19 protein-coding genes and 2 pseudogenes are annotated in these 18,868 nt (G+C 34.7%); 17 read left to right on the plus strand and 4 right to left on the minus strand.

All coding sequences use genetic code 11. The features are described 5' to 3' along the window. The first annotated feature begins 16 nt into the window (after positions 1 to 16). Together DN410_RS21305 and DN410_RS21310 are read left to right on the plus strand one after the other, a co-directional pair. The gene (locus tag DN410_RS21305; RefSeq protein WP_149177953.1) at positions 17 to 1,852 is read left to right on the plus strand and encodes an LXG domain-containing protein; all 1,836 of its coding nucleotides are present in this window, start codon (positions 17 to 19) and stop codon (positions 1,850 to 1,852) included. A gap of 63 nt (positions 1,853 to 1,915) precedes the next feature. Beyond that, positions 1,916 to 2,185, plus strand: coding sequence for a hypothetical protein (locus tag DN410_RS21310; RefSeq protein ID WP_149177954.1), 270 nt, complete (start codon positions 1,916 to 1,918; stop codon positions 2,183 to 2,185). A 385-nt stretch (positions 2,186 to 2,570) separates the two neighbouring features. On the opposite strand, the gene DN410_RS21315 is transcribed toward DN410_RS21310, so the two are convergent. Next, a protein-coding gene (locus DN410_RS21315; RefSeq protein ID WP_149177955.1) for an IS3 family transposase occupies positions 2,571 to 3,727 on the minus strand; the annotation gives its coding sequence in 2 pieces (ribosomal slippage) (positions 2,571 to 3,478 and positions 3,478 to 3,727; 1,158 coding nt in all). An 86-nt stretch (positions 3,728 to 3,813) separates the two neighbouring features. On the opposite strand from DN410_RS21315, the pseudogene DN410_RS28575 reads away from it, so the two are divergent. From DN410_RS28575 to DN410_RS21340, 6 genes and pseudogenes are all read left to right on the plus strand, one after another. Next, a pseudogene (locus DN410_RS28575) lies at positions 3,814 to 3,897 on the plus strand (gfo/Idh/MocA family oxidoreductase); the annotation flags it as partial. A gap of 138 nt (positions 3,898 to 4,035) precedes the next feature. Beyond that, positions 4,036 to 4,161, plus strand: a pseudogene (locus DN410_RS21320) (M4 family metallopeptidase); the annotation flags it as partial. 336 nt (positions 4,162 to 4,497) lie between these two features. Then, positions 4,498 to 4,749 (plus strand): hypothetical protein, encoded by a 252-nt coding sequence (locus tag DN410_RS21325; protein ID WP_000548621.1) that lies wholly within the window; start codon positions 4,498 to 4,500, stop codon positions 4,747 to 4,749. 186 nt (positions 4,750 to 4,935) lie between these two features. Further along, entirely contained in the window at positions 4,936 to 5,661 is a 726-nt protein-coding gene (locus DN410_RS21330; RefSeq protein WP_149177956.1) for an ABC transporter ATP-binding protein, read from the plus strand. Beyond that, positions 5,658 to 6,677 carry an ABC transporter permease gene (locus tag DN410_RS21335; protein ID WP_149177957.1) on the plus strand — a complete coding sequence of 340 codons (1,020 nt, stop codon included), beginning with the start codon at positions 5,658 to 5,660 and terminating at the stop codon, positions 6,675 to 6,677. Before DN410_RS21330 ends, DN410_RS21335 begins: the two co-directional genes overlap by 4 nt. Positions 6,678 to 6,701: 24 nt before the next feature. Next, complete coding sequence (locus DN410_RS21340) at positions 6,702 to 7,355, plus strand: TetR/AcrR family transcriptional regulator (protein ID WP_149177958.1); 654 nt, start codon at positions 6,702 to 6,704, stop codon at positions 7,353 to 7,355. 136 nt (positions 7,356 to 7,491) lie between these two features. Here the strand turns inward: DN410_RS21340 and DN410_RS21345 are convergent, their stop codons facing one another. Further along, entirely contained in the window at positions 7,492 to 7,791 is a 300-nt protein-coding gene (locus DN410_RS21345; protein ID WP_149177959.1) for a WGxxGxxG family protein, read from the minus strand. 184 nt (positions 7,792 to 7,975) lie between these two features. Here DN410_RS21345 and DN410_RS21350 point away from each other — a divergent pair, with 184 nt between their 5' ends. The 8 genes from DN410_RS21350 (at position 7,976) to DN410_RS21385 (ending at position 17,161) form a co-directional block, all read left to right on the plus strand. Continuing rightward, positions 7,976 to 8,944 carry a YbgA family protein gene (locus DN410_RS21350; RefSeq protein ID WP_149177960.1) on the plus strand — a complete coding sequence of 323 codons (969 nt, stop codon included), beginning with the start codon at positions 7,976 to 7,978 and terminating at the stop codon, positions 8,942 to 8,944. A gap of 216 nt (positions 8,945 to 9,160) precedes the next feature. Then, positions 9,161 to 10,306: an acyl-CoA dehydrogenase gene (locus DN410_RS21355; RefSeq protein ID WP_061687076.1), complete on the plus strand. Its 1,146-nt coding sequence runs from the start codon at positions 9,161 to 9,163 to the stop codon at positions 10,304 to 10,306. 15 nt (positions 10,307 to 10,321) lie between these two features. Next, entirely contained in the window at positions 10,322 to 11,659 is a 1,338-nt protein-coding gene (locus DN410_RS21360; protein ID WP_149177961.1) for an acetyl-CoA carboxylase biotin carboxylase subunit, read from the plus strand. A 26-nt stretch (positions 11,660 to 11,685) separates the two neighbouring features. After that, on the plus strand, positions 11,686 to 11,901 hold the full coding sequence (locus tag DN410_RS21365; RefSeq protein WP_001985297.1) for an acetyl-CoA carboxylase biotin carboxyl carrier protein subunit: 216 nt from the start codon (positions 11,686 to 11,688) through the stop codon (positions 11,899 to 11,901). Positions 11,902 to 11,922: 21 nt separating this feature from the next. Beyond that, the gene (gene mvaB / locus DN410_RS21370) at positions 11,923 to 12,834 is read left to right on the plus strand and encodes a hydroxymethylglutaryl-CoA lyase (protein ID WP_149177962.1); all 912 of its coding nucleotides are present in this window, start codon (positions 11,923 to 11,925) and stop codon (positions 12,832 to 12,834) included. 4 nt (positions 12,835 to 12,838) lie between these two features. After that, a complete protein-coding gene (locus DN410_RS21375; RefSeq protein ID WP_149177963.1) occupies positions 12,839 to 13,627 on the plus strand; it encodes an enoyl-CoA hydratase in 789 nt (262 codons plus the stop codon). 2 nt (positions 13,628 to 13,629) lie between these two features. Then, positions 13,630 to 15,171 carry an acyl-CoA carboxylase subunit beta gene (locus DN410_RS21380; RefSeq protein WP_149177964.1) on the plus strand — a complete coding sequence of 514 codons (1,542 nt, stop codon included), beginning with the start codon at positions 13,630 to 13,632 and terminating at the stop codon, positions 15,169 to 15,171. A 49-nt stretch (positions 15,172 to 15,220) separates the two neighbouring features. Continuing rightward, complete coding sequence (locus tag DN410_RS21385; protein ID WP_149177965.1) at positions 15,221 to 17,161, plus strand: AMP-binding protein; 1,941 nt, start codon at positions 15,221 to 15,223, stop codon at positions 17,159 to 17,161. Positions 17,162 to 17,399: 238 nt separating this feature from the next. Here the strand turns inward: DN410_RS21385 and DN410_RS21390 are convergent, their stop codons facing one another. Further along, complete coding sequence (locus DN410_RS21390; RefSeq protein ID WP_149177966.1) at positions 17,400 to 17,636, minus strand: hypothetical protein; 237 nt, start codon at positions 17,634 to 17,636, stop codon at positions 17,400 to 17,402. A gap of 180 nt (positions 17,637 to 17,816) precedes the next feature. After that, positions 17,817 to 18,053 carry a hypothetical protein gene (locus tag DN410_RS21395; RefSeq protein WP_149177967.1) on the minus strand — a complete coding sequence of 79 codons (237 nt, stop codon included), beginning with the start codon at positions 18,051 to 18,053 and terminating at the stop codon, positions 17,817 to 17,819. Positions 18,054 to 18,509: 456 nt separating this feature from the next. On the opposite strand from DN410_RS21395, the gene exsK reads away from it, so the two are divergent. Beyond that, positions 18,510 to 18,824, plus strand: a complete 315-nt coding sequence (gene exsK, locus DN410_RS21400; protein WP_149177968.1) for an exosporium protein ExsK — start codon at positions 18,510 to 18,512, stop codon at positions 18,822 to 18,824. The last annotated feature ends 44 nt before the right edge of the window (positions 18,825 to 18,868 follow it).

Here is an 18,868-nt window from a genome sequence, read left to right on the forward strand (position 1 = left end):
AAAGGGAGGACAAAGCATGAGTTTAAATATGTATTTAGGGGAAGTACAAAATCAGACTCAAAGCATGAATGCTGTATGTACCGCTACCATTCAAGGCATGGAACAAGTCATTCAGTCGATTGATGCTTTTGCAACTGATACGGTTCTGCAAGGACGAACATATAGTAGTGCAAAAATATTTCTTGTCCAAACCTTTCGTCCTTTAGCACAGGGTATTATTTATTTATGTGAAGAATTAATTCGTCAAAATGATGCTTTTCCAAGAGATTTTCAATCACAAGTTGCTTCCACGGATGTAGTCGAACAAGAAGTAAGAGAGCAAATTCAAGAAATCAATCAAATGATTGCAAGTATAGAAGTGATAGATGAAGCTACACCAATGCCTGGTATAGACGCAATTGTAACTGTTTTAGTTGAGATGAGAAAAAAACTTGAAGAAAAATTAGAGCATTTATATGAATTCAATTATACATCCAGTAATAACTACAGCACAGCCCTTCAATTAGCAGCTAGTATTGCTACTGGTCTTGCCGAAGTTCAAAGTGGGAAAGGATTTAGTCCTGTAAGTGGTACGTTTAGTACACAAGGCTTGAATATGGAATGGACGACTTCTATCCAAGCGATTACAGAAGAAAAAAAACATCATTCTGAAGAAATCAGTATTATAGAAGAATCGTTGTTCGATATATTTAAAGATATTGTTGAAAATAACGTAGAAGCGATGGATCATTTGTACAAAAAATTTATTCGCCAGATAGAAAACACTCCTATTATCGGGCAATATCATAACTACAAAAAAGGGCAAAATGAAGCGGTGTTAGATGAACTTAAAGGAATAGTAAACACAATTTTACATCCAATAGATAGTGTTGAGGGGGCTGTGTATGCCCTTTCTCACATCGATGAAACATTTGCTGCTGTAGAACAAGCTATTTCTGATTCGTGGAATAAAGATGTTGTAAATGGAGATTGGAATAGCAGAGCTAAATGGTTTGGAAATGTAGAGATGCAAGTTAAATTAGCAATCGCTGAATTATTTGTAGGAACAAAAGGTGTAGATAAAGTTTCAACGTTAGGCAAAACCTCAAAACTTAGTGAAAGTGTAAATTTTATACAAGGTACTAAAAACGTAATAACTTTAGATAAGTATAAACAAAGCGTTGACATGTTGAATAATATTCTAATGCCAAAAAATCAATTTACCTATGCAGGTGCAAATAATATACGCTCTAAATTTGATACACCTGATTTTCATCGAGTTGAAGAAAAGCTATCAACCCATCAGTTTACTAAAGGCGAGATCAGTTCTAGTGGAGATAAGGGTACGGGTGATACTAGATTTGCTTATAAGAATAATCCTATGGATAATCCAAAGGCGGCAAAAGATATACATGAAAATCCAGATGCAGTTTATGGGTTTTCTCCAAATCCAAAATCGGAGAGTATAGGTGGATTTGCTGATGCACTAGACTGGACAAATCCAGAACAAGTGGCTCAGGCAACTGTAAGAAGGCAGAGTTATCATGATAAAAATGATAATATTATAGAACTAGTTAATAAAATGAAGAATGAGGGAAATTCAATTGAAGAAATTGCAAGAGCGGTAAATAATCAAAGAAATCAGAATCGATTAAATGATTATATAGATGATCCAAAAGGACTAGAGCGTGTAATGGCTAGAAATGAGGTTAAATATGGTAATCCACATGGTCCAACAGCAGAATTTTCATTTAATAAGTATGGTTCATGGGGAAAAGTAATCGAAAAGTCAATGAGTGCAAACCCAGGAATGGATGCATGTTGTGGTTTATATGATAAATATTATCATTTATATAGAATTGGGAGTAAGTAATAATTTATTGTATGGTTAAAAATGATAATCTAGTAAGTATACTACTTGGGAAGGTGTGCAAGAATGAATGACACTAAAATAAATATTATTTATGAAGACTTTGATAAAGATAACATAATTATTTTCTTTGAAAAAAACGGAAGAAACATGAGTCTTACTTTTGGATTATATGAGTTTGAAAATGAGATGGAGTATTGGGATATGCCAACTAAATTAAAAAAATATAATGGGAAAATGGGATTTATTTTTGATAAAAATATTAATAGAATTGATTTAGAAATGGAAATAGCTCGATTTATAAAACATAATGATTTAAATAAACTAGATTTTTAATTTGTTTTCAGGAGAAAAATAAGGTAACTATTCAGCTGCCAAATTGATTTAGTTATTTAATATTTTTATTTACATCCGACAATAATTATACAAATCAGGATGTCTGTTTGATGAAGCGTAATAGATATGATAATTTATTTTTAGGGAAAAGAGACTCTGTGATTACAACTCATAGTGATTAGTTGATAAATATAAATACCTGGAATGGGTATAAAACTAACGAACTCGTAAGGTTTAACGTAGTAATTGTCATAACATACAAAAGGTATCATGACAACTACTACAAAACTTATAAATTTAATACTACTTAAAAACATATGAACTTAAAGCACTTGATTGTCTACGAATGAAGTGAACCCCAAAAACGGGACACGTATCAAAACACCTAAACCACTTGTTCCCTAAATTCTTTAGGGGATAGGTGGTTTAATTTTTCTTGAATTCGCACACAATTGTAGTAATGAATGTATTCTAGCACAATCTTTCGCACAGTTGTGTTGGATACTTTTGTTATCTCTTGTGAATAGAAGGCTTCACTTTTCAAATGACCAAAGAAGCTTTCCATGACGGCATTATCATGGCAATTTCCTTTCCGGGACATGCTGGTGATAATGCCGTTTTCTTTGGCGTACGCTTGAAATTCCTTCGCTGTATAAATACTTTCTTGATCTGAATGAAGAAGGACATCTTTTACTTTTCGCCCTCTCATTGCTTGTTTTAATGTCTTCATCGCCAATGGCAGTGCTTGGGACTCGCTGATGACATAACTAATAATTTCACGATTAAAGGCATCCATAATCGTTGATAAATACAAGGTACGCTCTCCAAATAATAGATACGTCACATCCGTAAACCACTTTTCATTTGGTGCGGATGCATCGAATTGGCGTTCCAATCGATGAGGGGCTACCACTGGTTCCGCGTCACTGATATATTTCTTTTTCTTTCGACGAACTTTTGAGAGAATCTGATTTTGTCTCATGATTCGTAATACTTTTTTATGATTCACACACAGCCCCATTTTCCGAAGAGTTGCAGTCACTCTTCGATATCCATATCGGAATTTATGCTGAAGACAAACATCCTTTATTTTCTCTTCTATCTCATCTCTTAGGTCCACTGTTCGTTGTAACCAGCGATAAAATGTAGACCGGGGTAATTCTAATACATTACACAATTCTTTTACCGTTAGTTTTGTTTTTAAATCGGTCCATAAAGTAACTACAGTTTCCGGGTTCAACTCCTTTCGATCTCCAGATACTTTCCCCATATTAGTAATTTTGTTTTTAACTGTTTATTTTCTAACCGTAGCTGTTCCAATTCATTTAACTCTTTTGGCCCTTTTCCATAAGAATATTGTTTTCCTACAGGTTGCTGAAAACGGTACGTTTGATTAGTACGATACCACTTCATCCATGTCTTAATGTGGGAAACATTTTTAATGCCAAGCTTCTCCATAATTGTTCGATTGGAATATCCATTCTTTTTCATTTCAATCACTTTCCACTTTATTTCTTCTGGGTAATGAACTCTTGTCTTCAAACCAAAAACACCTCCTGAATTTGCATACTTAGTATGCGAATTCAGGAGGTGTTTTTTTCATGTATCACTATTCGGGTTCACTTCAAATAGACTTATTATGGTTTTTGTTTGAGAGTGATTTTAGAGAGGCTACCGTTCGTACTAAAATTAAAACAAATGTTATGGAAGAATTATTTCAGTTCAGGTTTTAATAGAACTTGGTTATTAGGGGCACTTGAAAAGAAAACAGATATGAGTAAAATAATATCTTCAAAATATCTAAGAGCATGTTTTGACCTGAAATATTATTCTAACTTTATTTTATAGAAACTCATTCTAGCGATTTTAAACAAGCTCGTACTGCTTTATTACAATCTGCGGCTGATTATGATGGTTACGATAGTGTAGCGTATAAAGCCATAGAAAATGCTTGGAATCAGGTTGGTGTAAAATAATTTAATTTAGCTACTATAGGCTAAGAATAATACGTCTATGATAGTGAGTCGAGGATTAGGGAATAGTATTATTCCGCAAAGAATCTTTAATAGGCCGGAACTTGTAGTCGTACAGTTAAATTGAACTGTACGACTTTTTATGTAAAAAAGGAAAAGGTGCTTTTATATTTTGTACAAGTTAACATTACAATTTTGTTAAAAATTTTCTACGTTACATAAAGTAACAAAATTTGACCTGAAGAGTTTGTTATAGTGTAAATAATCAAAAAACTTAAAAATTAGTCGAGTGAAAAGTGTGATAAGTAATCTATGTAAAAAACTTAAAGGGGTGTACACATGCACAAAGAATATGAAATTGAAGAGTATACGGCGATTGAGGAACAAATACATTATTATTGTAAATGTTTATTAGTAAGTCATCCTGATCAAATTATAAAGTACTTGGAAAAAAGATTAGAAAAATATGCGGAAACATTACAATATGCACATTTATATCCCGACACAGTGATTTTACCGTTACAACAATTAGTTATCGAATATTCTTTAGACGTTGCTAGAATTAGGAAGTATATGAATTTAAAAACATAAAGAAAAATATATAGTTTAAATGAAACAGAGTCGACTTTAAGAAATGATTTTCTAATGTCGACTCTGTTTCATTGTTTAAAATTGTTGATTGAAAATGAATATTAATCAATAAAGTTTGACATATAATTACAAAAGAATAAAATAAAAGTGAGTACTCACTCATTTCGTTAAAAAGGGGGATTTTGAATGCAACAATCTTCAATTATTTTGCAAGATGTATCCAAAAGTTTTGGGAAAAAAGAAGTACTGCATAACATTTCGTTGCAAGTAGAAAAAGCAGAGATTTTTGGTTTGGTTGGTCCTTCCGGTTCAGGTAAAACAACGCTAATTAAAATGATTGCAGGTATTAATGAGGCAACCAAAGGCGAGGTACTTGTTTTCAATACAAACATGCCAAAGTTAAGTGAGATGAAAAGAATTGGTTATATGGCACAAGCTGATGCATTATACGAAGAACTGTCAGCATATGAAAATGCAGATTTTCTGGCAATGATGTATGGATTAAAGGGAAAGCATAAAAAAGAAAGAATTGAAGAGGTTTTTGATCTTGTACAATTATCACAACATATGAAAAAACAAGTTCAGCATTTTTCAGGCGGGATGAAGAAGCGTTTATCATTAGCAATAGCGCTCCTTCATGAACCTGAAATATTAATTTTAGATGAACCAACAGTTGGGATAGATCCGCTTCTTAGAAAAACAATCTGGGAAAAATTTTATGATTTGAAAAAGAAAGGCACAACCATTATTGTAACGACGCATATTATGGACGAAGCTGAGTTTTGTGAGCGTCTAGGGTTGATTAGAGAAGGAAAGCTAGTTGCGACTGGAACACCTGAAGAATTGAAAAATCGGGTATCATCAGGACGGATTGAAGATGTCTTTTTGTTGGATGAGGTGGCTCAATCATGAGAGTTACTGGTGTAATCATTCGTATTATTCGCCAATTTTTTCGAGATAAGCGTTCGTTAGCTATGATGTTTGGAGCACCAATGTTATTACTTTGGTTATTGTCTCTCGTATTTACACAAAAAGATTATATACCAAAAATTGCTTTGGTCGATGTACCGGCGCCTATCATAACTGCGATGAAGCATCAAGAGGCAACAATTTTTGAATATAGCAAGGAAAAGGCAACGTCTGAGCTTGAAAAGCAAAAAGTGGATGCAGTAATCCATTTAGAGAATGGAAAAATCAATCTATTATTAGAAGGTAGTGATTCATCAAAAAATCGTGCTGTACTTCAAGTGTTGCAAAAGAGCGCTGAAAAGAATGATGTCTCAGTTATGAAACCTGAAGTAAAGTATTTACATGGATCTAAAGACTTTACGATGTTTGATGGCCTCGGACCTGTATTAATCGGTTTCTTTACATTTTTCTTTGTATTCATTTTATCAGGAGTTTCTTTCGTGAGAGAACGTTTAAGTGGTACATTAGAAAGATTATTGTCCACTCCGGTAAGAAGATGGGAAATAGTTGCAGGATATATTATTGGTTTTGGAATCTTTGCATTTATACAATCTATTATTATCGTAAGTTTTTCAGTTTACATTTTAGACTTGTATGTAGCTGGCTCCATATGGTTAACGCTACTTATTACATGTATTCTTTCTTTAACGGCATTAACTTTAGGGACGTTTTTATCGGCATACGCAAATAATGAATTTCAAATGATACAGTTTATACCGCTTGTCATTGTGCCACAAATTTTCTTTTCTGGGTTATTTCCAATTGAATCTATGAATAAGTGGCTCCAAATGTTAGGGAAATTATTTCCGCTCACATATGGCGCTGATGCAATGAGACAAGTGATGATTCGAAATCAAGGAATTACAGAGATTGCAGTAGATCTTACTGTATTATTACTTTTTTCAATATTATTTGCAGTAGGAAATGTATTTGCTTTAAAGAAACATCGCAAAATATAATAATGACAAAAAGGAGCTTTATAAATGCAGAAAGATTGGCTGGAGGAATTAATAGCTGCAACAAATACAGATAAACGAAATGAACGTCAAATGCGTATTTTAGAAGCAGCCGTTGATATGTTTGGAGAAAAAGGATATGCTTCAACTTCAACAAGTGAAATTGCAAAGCGCGCTGGTGTAGCGGAAGGAACGATCTTCCGCTACTATAAAACGAAAAAAGATTTATTGCTAGCAGTCGTCATGCCGACATTAACGAAGTTTGCTGCACCATTTTTCGTACAAGCATTCGCAAAGGAAATATTTAAATCGGAGTATGAATCATATGAAGGGCTTCTAAGAGTTGTTATTCATAATAGATTTGAATTTGCAAAAAAGCATTTTCCAATGATAAAAATATTAATTCAAGAAGTGCCGTTTCAGCCGGAATTGAAAAATGAGATACAACATTTAGTTGAAACAGAATTACTTTCACATTTTAAAAAGTTGATTGCAAAGTTTCAAGAAGAAGAAGAAATTATTGAAATGCCTCCATCTTCTGTTTTACGACTTACTTTATCAGCTGTATTAGGTTTATTATTAACACGATTTTTATTATTGCCTGAAGAAAAATGGGATGATGAAACGGAAATTGAAAATACGATTCAATTTATATTGTACGGATTAACGCCACGAATTTAATCATAAGTAAAAATATGTTGAAGTGTGAAGTACTTATATCATTTTTTAGCAAAAAATTAATCGCCTTTAAAAAGGCGATTAATTTTCATTATATATTTTTGATAAATAAGTACTTGTTTACTAAAAACATTCTAAATCAGCGTGTTTCTTTGTCTTTTCTTCTAAGACCTAATAATCCTGCTAGTCCTAATAGCCCGAGCCAAGCCCAATTATTATTTCTATCACGATTATCATTTAAATCATTTGTTGTATTGACATTGCGAGTTCTTACATCATTATTAACTCTGTCTAAGTTATTGTCATTAACTCGAGTTGAAATATCAGTGTTATTAACTCTATTCATATTATTTCCATCGTATTCAGCTTGGGCAGATGTACCTAAAAACATAATAGATAGTGCTAAAACACTTAAAATAGATGATAATTTCTTCTTCATAACGCTCCCTCCTTTCTTACGTATTAATTTCTCCAGAGCATGTGTGTATTATTCATTTCACAGTTTCTAAACCATCATTATAGAAGTCACATTTATAGAAAATAGAGTTAAATGAATCAAACTTTGCTTAAAATGTTAATCTTAGTACAATTTATATACGGAATAGCATTAAGGAGGTAATGAAATGCGACAATTTGCAAAACCTACAATCGTTGTAAGTAAATGTTTAGAATTTGATGCTTGTCGTTATAATGGAGAGATGATTCCAGATGTAACAATAAGAAATTTGCAGTCATTTGTTACATTTATACCTGTTTGCCCAGAAGTCGAGATCGGATTGGGGATTCCTCGTGAAACGATACGAATTGTAGAAGAAAATGGTGTGAATAGGCTTGTGCAACCATCGACACGGGAAGATATAACTGGAAAAATGGAACGATTTTCAAATGACTTTTTACATACGATATCAGATGTGGATGGTTTTATTTTAAAGAATCGTTCGCCAAGTTGTGGTACGCGTGATGTGAAGATTTATTCTGGTTTTGAAAAAGCACCAGCAAAAGGAAAGGGATCGGGCTTATTTGGCGGAGCAGTAATAAAAAATTTTTCGCATCTTCCAATTGAAGAAGAAGGTAGATTGTCGAATTTTATTATTAGAGAACATTTCTTTACAAGGTTATTTACAATCGCAAATTACAAGATGATTAAACGTAATAAAAATATGAAAGACCTCGTATCGTTTCAGTCGGATAATAAATATTTATTTATGGCTTATAATCAGGTAAAACAAAAGGAATTAGGGCGTATTATTGCAAATCACAAAAATGAGAAGATTGAAGTTGTATTGGAAAACTATGAGAAGACTTTATATGAATTATTTATGCGCACACCCCGCTATACATCGAATGTAAATGTATGTGAGCATATTTTTGGATACTTTAAAACAAAGCTGAAAAAACAAGAAAAAGATTACTTTTTAAATTTAATACAAAAGTATATAGAAAAGAAAATTCCTCTTAGTAGCTTACTTGCAATTTTAAAATCATGGGCTCTTCGATTTGATGAAAAGTATTTATTAAGACAAACATATTTCGAACCATATCCTGAAGCTTTAGTAGAGATTTCAGATTCGGGTAAAGGTCGAGATTATTAAACAATAAATTACATAATTCGACAAAAAAACTCCTATGTTGTTGTAGAACAATGTAGGAATTTTTTTGTGCATTAGTACAGAATCTGTTTTAAAATTAAGTTATGACAGAATTATAACAATTATCTAACTAATATTTTTGTCTTTTAAGTAGCAATGTTTGTAGTAGAAACTCGCACGCTGTCGAAACTCAATATTCGATAAGGGGTGTGTAGCGGAATGGAATTTACTCTAACTCGCGAAAAACAAATGATTAAAGAAATGGTACGTGATTTTGCTGAAAAGGAAATCGCACCGAAAGCTGTGTATTATGACAAAACTGCAGAGTTTCCATATGAAACATTTCAAAAAATGGGCGAACTAGGATTATTAGGCATCCCATTCCCAGAAGAGTATGGAGGTTCAGGTGGCGATACAGTATCGTACGCGTTAGCAGTTGAAGAAATTGGCCGCGCTTGTGGTGGTACAGGCTTAAGCTATGCTGCAACAATTTCATTAGGTGCTTCTCCAATTTATTATTTCGGTACAGAAGAACAAAAACAAAAGTATTTAGTTCCGATGGCGTCAGGTAAAACATTAGGTGCTTTCGGATTAACGGAGCCAAATGCAGGGTCTGATGCAGGGGGCACACAAACGAAAGCGATTTTAGATGGCGATGAATATGTAATTAGTGGTGAAAAGTGTTGGATTACAAATGCAGAGTATGCAAATACGATTATTGTAACCGCTGTCAATGGTGTTGAAGATAATGGCAGAAAACGCATTTCGGCATTTATCGTACCTACTACTAGTGAAGGGTTAACGATTTCTAGTCCTTACGATAAGATGGGTGTTCGTGCTTCTAATACTTGTGAAATCGTACTTGATGGTGTTCGTGTACCGAAAGAAAATATTCTTGGTGATGTAAATAAAGGATTTAAACAATTCTTATATACACTTGATGGGGGACGCATTTCAATTGCTGCATTAGCTGTTGGTATTGCGCAATCTGCATTTGAACGTGCTCTGCAATATGCGAAAGAACGTCAACAATTTGGAAAGTCAATTTCTAATTTCCAAGCGATTCAATTTAAATTAGCTGATATGGCGACTGAAGTAGAGCTAGCGCGTAATTTAGTACATAAAGCGGCTTGGTTAAAAGATAACGATAAACCTTTCGGTAAAGAAGCGGCTATGGCAAAACTTTTCGCATCTGAGGCTGCTAGTCGCATTGCAAATCAAGCGGTACAAATTCACGGTGGATACGGCTATATGCGTGAATATGAAGTAGAACGACATATTCGTGATGCAAAACTATTAGAAATTGGTGAAGGAACTTCTGAAATTCAACGTCTCGTAATTGCTAGACATTTAGGATGTAGATAAAAAGGAGGAATCACTATGTTTCAAAAAATATTAATTGCGAATCGCGGGGAAATCGCAGTTCGTATTATGAAAACTTGTCAAAAACTTGGCATTCGCACTGTTGCTATTTATTCTGAGGCAGATGAAAATGCCCTACATGTAAAAATGGCAAATGAAGCTTACTTAGTAGGTGGGCCACGTGTCCAGGAAAGCTATTTAAATCTTGAAAAAATTATTGAAATAGCTAAGAAGACAAATGCTGAAGCAATCCATCCGGGGTATGGATTATTATCTGAGAATCCATCTTTTCCGGTTCGTTGTAAAGAAGAAGGAATCGTATTTATCGGTCCATCAGAAGAAATCATTACGAAGATGGGCAGTAAAATCGAGTCACGTATTGCAATGCAAGCTGCAGATGTCCCAGTAGTTCCAGGTATTACTACAAATATTGAAACTGCTGAAGAAGCAATTGAAATTGCTAAACAAATTGGTTACCCATTAATGCTTAAGGCATCCGCAGGCGGCGGAGGCATTGGAATGCAGTTGATGGAAACTGAGCAAACGCTCACCAAAGCATTTGAAAGTAACAAAACAAGAGCACAAAACTTCTTCGGTAACGGAGAAATGTATTTAGAGCGCTATATTGCAGATGCACATCATATTGAAATTCAGCTTTTAGCAGATACACATGGTAACACAGTGTATTTATGGGAGCGTGAATGCTCTGTGCAGCGCCGAAATCAAAAAGTAATTGAAGAAGCACCTTCTCCATTTTTAGATGAAGGTACACGAAAAGCGATGGGTGAAGTTGCTGTACAAGCTGCTAAAGCACTTGGTTATACAAATGCAGGTACAGTTGAGTTTCTTGTAGATGATCAAAAGAACTTCTATTTCTTAGAAATGAATACGAGATTACAAGTAGAGCATCCAGTTACAGAAGAAATTACTGGTTTAGATCTTGTAGAACAACAGCTTCTTATTGCAAGTGGTGAAAAGTTATCATTTACACAGGATGATGTAAAACGTACTGGTCATGCCATTGAAGCTCGTATTTATGCAGAGGATCCAAAAACATTCTTCCCATCACCTGGGAAAATTACAGATTTAACATTACCGTCAAATGTACGTATCGATCACTTCTTAGAGAATCATGTAACAATTACACCTTTCTATGATCCAATGATTGCAAAGGTTATTGCTCATGGTGAGACTCGTGAAGAAGCAATTTCGAAATTACATGATGCTTTAGAAGAATTAAAAGTAGAAGGTATTAAAACGAACACGCCAATGCTATTGCAAGTATTAGAAGACGAAGTGTTTAAAGAGGGCATTTATACAACAGGTTTTGTAACGAAACAACTTGTTAAAAAATAAGATTTAACAATACTAAGGGGGAAAAAATGATGACGAAAGTATATGCATCGATGGCAGGAAACGTTTGGAAGATTGTTGTAGGAGTAGGAGATACAGTAGAGGAAGAACAGGATGTCGTCATTTTGGAATCTATGAAAATGGAAATTCCAATCGTTTCAGAAGAAGCCGGAACTGTAATGAAAATTAACGTACAAGAAGGCGACTTCGTAAATGAAGGGGATGTATTACTAGAAATTGAATAGGGAGATATAGGGGGAAGCGAATTGAAACTACCTAATTTTGCTGTCATTAAAGAAGTGGGACCACGTGATGGTTTACAGAATGAAAAAAAGATTGTTGGCACAAAAGATAAAGTAAAATGGATTCAACTACTTACCGAAGCGGGATTATCGTATGTTGAAGTTTCCTCATTCGTTCACCCAAAATGGGTCCCTGCATTAGCAGATGCAAGTGATGTGTTTTCGGAGCTAAAAAGGGATCCTAATGTTACATATGCTGCGCTTGTTCCAAATCAAAATGGTTTGGAACGAGCTTTTTTGCAAAATGTAGATGAGGTGAACGTTTTTTTATCAGCAAGTGAATCTCATAATAAAAGTAATATTAATAAATCAATTAAAGAAGCATTAGCTGTCATTGAAGATATAACGAAACAAGCAACATTTGAAGGGAAAAAAGTAAGAGGTTATGTATCCACGGTGTTTGGCTGTCCATATGAAGGCGACATAAGTGCCACAGCAGTTGACGAAATATGTAATCAGCTATTTTCATACGGTATTTATGAAATCTCTCTTGGGGATACAATCGGAGTAGCGAATCCTTTACAAGTAGAGGGAGTTCTAGAGTATTTACTAAAGAAATATGATGCTTCGCAGTTTGCAATGCATTTTCATAATACGTACGGTATGGCTTTAGCGAATGTAGTTAAGTCGTTAGAATATGGTATTACAACATTTGATAGTTCTTGTGGTGGACTTGGGGGATGTCCTTATGCACCGGGAGCATCGGGTAATGTTGCTACTGATGACCTAGTACATATGCTCCATAAGTTAGGTGTCCAAACAAATGTAAATGAAGAAAAGTTATTGAGAGCTAGTCAATTTATTCAAAGTAAATTAAATATCCAATTACCAAGTCATGTATATAGAGCGCTTCAACATAAAACGATAAGTAGGTGAGAAGATGCTACAATTACAAAACATTTCAGTTGATTATGTAACACCTCATATTGTAAAGGTTTCGTTAAATCGTGAAAGACAAGCAAACTCATTATCTTTAGCGCTATTAGAAGAACTACAAACTATATTAACGCAAATTAGTGAAGAGTCAAATACACGTGTAGTTATTTTAACAGGAGCTGGAGAAAAAGCGTTTTGCGCTGGTGCAGACCTAAAAGAACGTGCCAATATGAATGAAGAACAAGTTAGAAATGCTGTTCGTATGATTCGTTCTACTATGGAAATGGTAGAACAATTACCACAACCAGTAATTGCGGCTATAAATGGAATCGCTCTTGGTGGGGGTACAGAATTAAGTTTAGCTTGTGATTTCAGAATTGCGTCTGACAATGCAAGTCTTGGTCTTACTGAAACTACGCTTGCTATAATACCTGGAGCAGGTGGTACGCAGCGCTTACCGAGATTAATTGGCGTAGGTAGAGCGAAAGAACTAATTTATACAGGGAGACGTATCTCATCTCAAGAAGCTAAAGAATATGGTTTAGTAGAATACGTTGTACCAGCTGAAAGATTAGAAGAAAAAGCAATTGAAATTGCAGAGCGTATTGCTAGTAATGGTCCTATTGCGGTTCGGTTAGCAAAAGAAGCAATTTCAAATGGTATTCAAGTAGATTTACATACCGGATTACAAATGGAAAAACAAGCGTATGAGGGCGTAATCCATACGAAAGATAGATTAGAAGGATTACAGGCATTCAAGGAAAAACGCAAACCAATGTATAAGGGGGAGTAAATATGTTAGACCAAAAACAACAATCTAATTCATTTGAAGAACGAGTTGAAACAATTAAGCAAGGCGGAGCACCGAAATATCATGAACAAAACAAAGCGAAAGGAAAGTTATTTGTTAGAGATCGTTTAGCGCTACTATTCGATAATGGTGAATATGTAGAAGATGCATTATTTGCAAATTGTGAACAAACAGGATTACCTGCTGATGGTGTTATAACGGCAACGGGTAAAATACATGGTCGTACAGCATGCGTGATGGCAAATGATTCAACTGTGAAAGCGGGATCATGGGGCGCACGTACAGTTGAAAAGATTTTACGTATTCAAGAAACGGCAGAAAAATTACGTGTTCCGTTATTTTATTTAGTTGACTCTGCTGGTGCGCGTATTACTGATCAAGTTGAAATGTTCCCAGGGCGCCGCGGTGCAGGAAGAATCTTCTATAATCAAGTGAAATTATCAGGTAAAGTTCCGCAAGTATGCTTATTATTTGGACCTTCTGCAGCTGGTGGCGCATATATTCCAGCCTTTTGTGACGTTGTTATGATGGTGGAAGGAAATGCATCTATGTATTTAGGATCTCCTCGTATGGCTGAAATGGTTATCGGTGAGAAGGTAACTTTAGAAGAGATGGGCGGAGCTCGTATGCATTGCTCTGTATCAGGATGCGGAGATGTTTTATGTAAAACAGAAGAAGATGCAATTACGCAAGCAAGACAATACATTTCATATTTTCCAAACAACTACTTAGAAAAGACTCCATTGGTTACACCTCAAGAACCGAAACAATTCGATAAAACGTTAGAACAAATCATTCCAGAAAATCAAAATGCTCCTTTCAATATGAAAGATCTCATTAACAGAGTTATTGATGAAGGTTCTTTCTATGAAGTGAAAAAATTATTTGCTCAAGAACTAATTACAGGTTTAGCACGTATTGATGGTAAGCCAGTAGGTATTATTGCAAATCAACCGCGAATGAAAGGCGGCGTATTATTCCACGATTCAGCTGATAAAGCAGCGAAGTTTATTAATTTATGCGATGCATATCATATTCCATTATTATTCCTTGCAGATGTACCAGGATTTATGATTGGTACGAAAGTAGAGCGCGCTGGTATTATTCGTCACGGTGCAAAAATGATTTCTGCAATGAGTGAAGCGACTGTACCGAAAATTTCTATCGTTGTTCGTAAAGCATATGGTGCTGGTTTATATGCGATGGCAGGTCCAGCCTTTGAACCAGATTGCTGCCTAGCATTACCGACAGCTTCTATCGCAGTAATGGGTCCAGAAGCGGCAGTTAATGCAGTGTATGCAAATAAAATTGCAGCTTTACCAGAAGAAGAGCGTGAATCCTTCATTGCTGAAAAACGTGAAGAGTATAAGAAAGATATTGATATTTACCACTTAGCATCAGAAATGGTGATTGATGGTATAGTTCATCCAAACAATTTACGAGAAGAATTAAAAGGACGTTTCGAAATGTATATGAGTAAATATCAAGTATTCACGGATCGTAAACATCCTGTATATCCAGTTTAAAAGCCCTATTTAGGGCTTTCTTTCTCAAAAATTCAAGGAGGGGAAAACATTGAAACAAGCAGTTTGGTTTCCAACAGAAGAGTATAAAGAAAAAACGCGTTTATTTAGTTGGATGAAATCATTAGGCTATGAAGATTACGAAGCTTTTTATAATAAATCAATTGCAGAAACAGCGTGGTTTTGGGGAGAAGCTGAGAAGGCAGTTGGCTATCAGTGGATGGAACGATATACAGAAGTGTTAGATTTAGATAATGGTACACCGTTTGCACAGTGGTATACTGAGGGAACATGTAACGTTGTAGAGTCTGCTTTATCTCGGTGGATTGCTGATGATGAAGTGAAAAGACAGCCTGCACTTATGTATGAAGGAGAAAATGGAACTTCGAAATCCTTTACATATGAAGAACTTGACAGCTGGGTAAGCCGTGTTGCAAACGGTTTGAAGCACGCTGGTATTGAGAAAGGTGATCGTGTAACAATTTACATGCCGATGATTCCTGAAACAGTTGTTGCTATGTTAGCAGTAATGAAAATTGGAGCGATTATTTCACCAATATTCTCAGGTTTTGCTGCTGATGCAGTAATGACACGTGTACAAGCAGCAGGTTCAAAAATGATTATTACCGCAGATGGATTTTCACGCCGCGGGAAAATTGTTTCTTTAAAAGATGAAGTGGATAAAGCATGTGAACATTGTCCAACTGTTGAAAAAGTGGTGATCGTTCGGCATGCAGGAAATGATTTTACTCCGCACAGCTATGATTTCTCATGGAGTACGTTAGAAAAAGAAAAACCTTTTGTACATGCTGAAGAAATGAAAAGCGACGATCCGTTGATGCTCATTTATACATCAGGAACGACGGGTAAACCGAAAGGAACAGTACATACGCATGCTGGTTTCCCGCTAAAGTCTGCATTTGATGCAGGGTTTGGAATGAATATAAAACAAGGTGACCGTGTATTATGGGTAACTGATATGGGCTGGATGATGGGACCGTTTTTATTATTCGGCTCTCTCATTAATGGAGCAACGATGGTTATGTACGAAGGTGTTCCAGACTTCCCAGAAGCAGATCGCCTATGGGAAACAGTTGATAAATATGAAATTACACATCTCGGTATTTCACCAACATTAATTCGTGCGTTAATGGCAAAAGGCGATGAGTATGTCAATAAACACTCGCTTAAGAGTTTAGAAGTATTTGCATCAACAGGAGAACCTTGGAATCCAGACCCTTGGATGTGGCTATTTAAAACAGTTGGAAAAGGAAAAGTCCCAATTTGTAACTATTCAGGTGGAACTGAAATTTCTGGTGGGATTTTTGGTAATGTTCTTATTAAACCAATTGCACCAATTAGTTTTAACGCGTCTTTACCAGGAATGGCTGCAGTTGTGCTTGATGATCAAGGAACACCGATTCGTGATGAAGTTGGAGAATTATGTTTAGAGAAACCTTGGGTTGGAATGACGAAAAGTTTTTGGGAAGACGATGAGCGTTACGTGAACACATATTGGTCACGTTTTGAAAATAAATGGGTCCATGGGGACTGGGTTATTTACGACGGAGAACAATACATCATTACAGGACGTTCAGATGATACGTTAAATATTGCAGGTAAACGTATTGGCCCGGCTGAATATGAATCTATTCTTGTGAAACATAATGATGTAATAGAAGCTGCAGCAATTGGTGTACCTGATGATGTAAAAGGTGAAGTTTGTCATTGTTTTGTAGTATTAAGAGATAATGTAACATTTACAGGAGAGTTAAAGAAAGAATTAATGAGTTTAGTAAACTCTCATATTGGAAAAGCATTATGTCCAAAAGATATTCACGTTGTAGAAGATTTACCGAAAACACGAAATTCTAAAGTAATGCGACGTGTCATTAAGGCTGCTTACTTAGGAAAAGAATTAGGTGATTTATCTTCACTTGTAAATCCAGAAGTAGTTACGTTTATTCAGGGATTACAGTCTAGTAAATTATAAAATTAAGTATGAGCTCTATTAAATTAGAGCTCATTTTTTGTATAAAAAAATATAAGAGCTAAGCAGAAGATGAAAACAAGAAGAGAGAAAGTATTGAAATAAAAAAGTGAGGAAATAGAAGGGGGAAGTAAAGCTATGACGCTTTTTACTGAAATCGGATTATATATAAGTACTTTATATTCCTAAAATTAGAAAATGAAAAGTGCATTCCACTTCTCTTATAAATTTATAGATTTAATTAAGGTTGTGTTATGTTCGTTGTAATACAACTTGCTAAAAATTTATCATTAAATGTAAGTGAACCCTCAACAGTGAATGGCATTACAATTGTTAGATTCTTACTCACATAATCAAATCCAATTTCTTGTTCGCATTCGCCGCAATGAACTGAAGAGGATATAAGTGTGCCAGATAAAATGTTATAAACAATGGTTAAGCAAACTGGCTGAGTTAATCCTGGTAAGACACAAGGCAAAGTATTTTGACCTCCTTTTCTATTAATAGGAAATGTAACAGCCCCACTTTTTGTAAAGGAAGAAGAGATTAATTTATAAATTTAAAATGAAAACCAAATGTAGGTGTTGTTTGTTAATTTGTGAGGGAGAGAGGGGAATTAGAAGTTATAATTCTATTTCCCCCTAATAAATTACTTAAATTAAGGTTGTGTTAAATTCGTTGTAACGCAACTTGCCTGGAATTTGTCATTGAATATAAGAGTACCTTCACCAGTAAATGGTACTCTTATAACTAGATTCTTACTAGTATAATCGAATTCAGTTGATAGAGAACAACTTCCGCAATCCACAGTAGAAGATATTAGTATCCCCGATACAACATTATAAACAAGTGTTAAACAAAGTGGCTGTGTCAAACCTGTAACAATACAAGACATTCTATTTGCACCTCCTATTCTCTTACTTATTAATAGAAGATGTAAATGGGATAACTTTTGAAACGGTATATGCGGAAAACTCACAAAAAATAGATAGAATATTTAATTTATTTCGATAGAAAGAAAGTTTTGAAGTAGATTTAAATAGAAAATTGATAGGCCTTACCAAAAAACTAGCTTCAAATTACAAATTTTTACAGTTATAAACTGGCATCTAATTATTGGAGGTCAGTTTTATATTTTTAAATAGGATCACAATTATTAAAGGAGGGATTTTTTTGAAATTGCAGATATCTTAAGGATTTAAATTAGAGGTAGATACAGCAATGAATTTGTTTTTAAGTAAATAAAAGGATTTGGTACAAAAGTTTGTTTTTTTCTATCTATGTTTTTGCCTCGTACACTTTTAAGCTAGTGGACATACTTTATTAATAGAAATGATTAGGGGGTGAGGATTTGGGTTCTCGATTTAATAATTGTAGAAAAAAATGTACGTGTAAACATGATGATTGTTGGGACGCTTTTGAAGAATGTAAAAAAGAACAAGAAGAACAGAATAAAAAATGTGATTGTTGCTGTGTGCAAGGAATTAGAGATGAGCTTAAAAAATTAGTAAACAGAGCAGTACGCATTACTATAGGAAGTAATAATTATGCAGGAACAGTTTCTGTAGTCACTTGTGATGTTGTAAAGCTTGCTAATAGTGCTGGAGTTGTTACAGTAATTATATCAGTTTGTAAAATTGAAGCGATTGAACCATTGTTGACATAGGAAACATGGCATAATTATGCTGTGTTTTTGTAAAGTCATTCTTA

The organism is Bacillus sp. SH5-2, from assembly GCF_008368905.1.
GTDB lineage: Bacteria > Bacillota > Bacilli > Bacillales > Bacillaceae_G > Bacillus_A > Bacillus_A luti.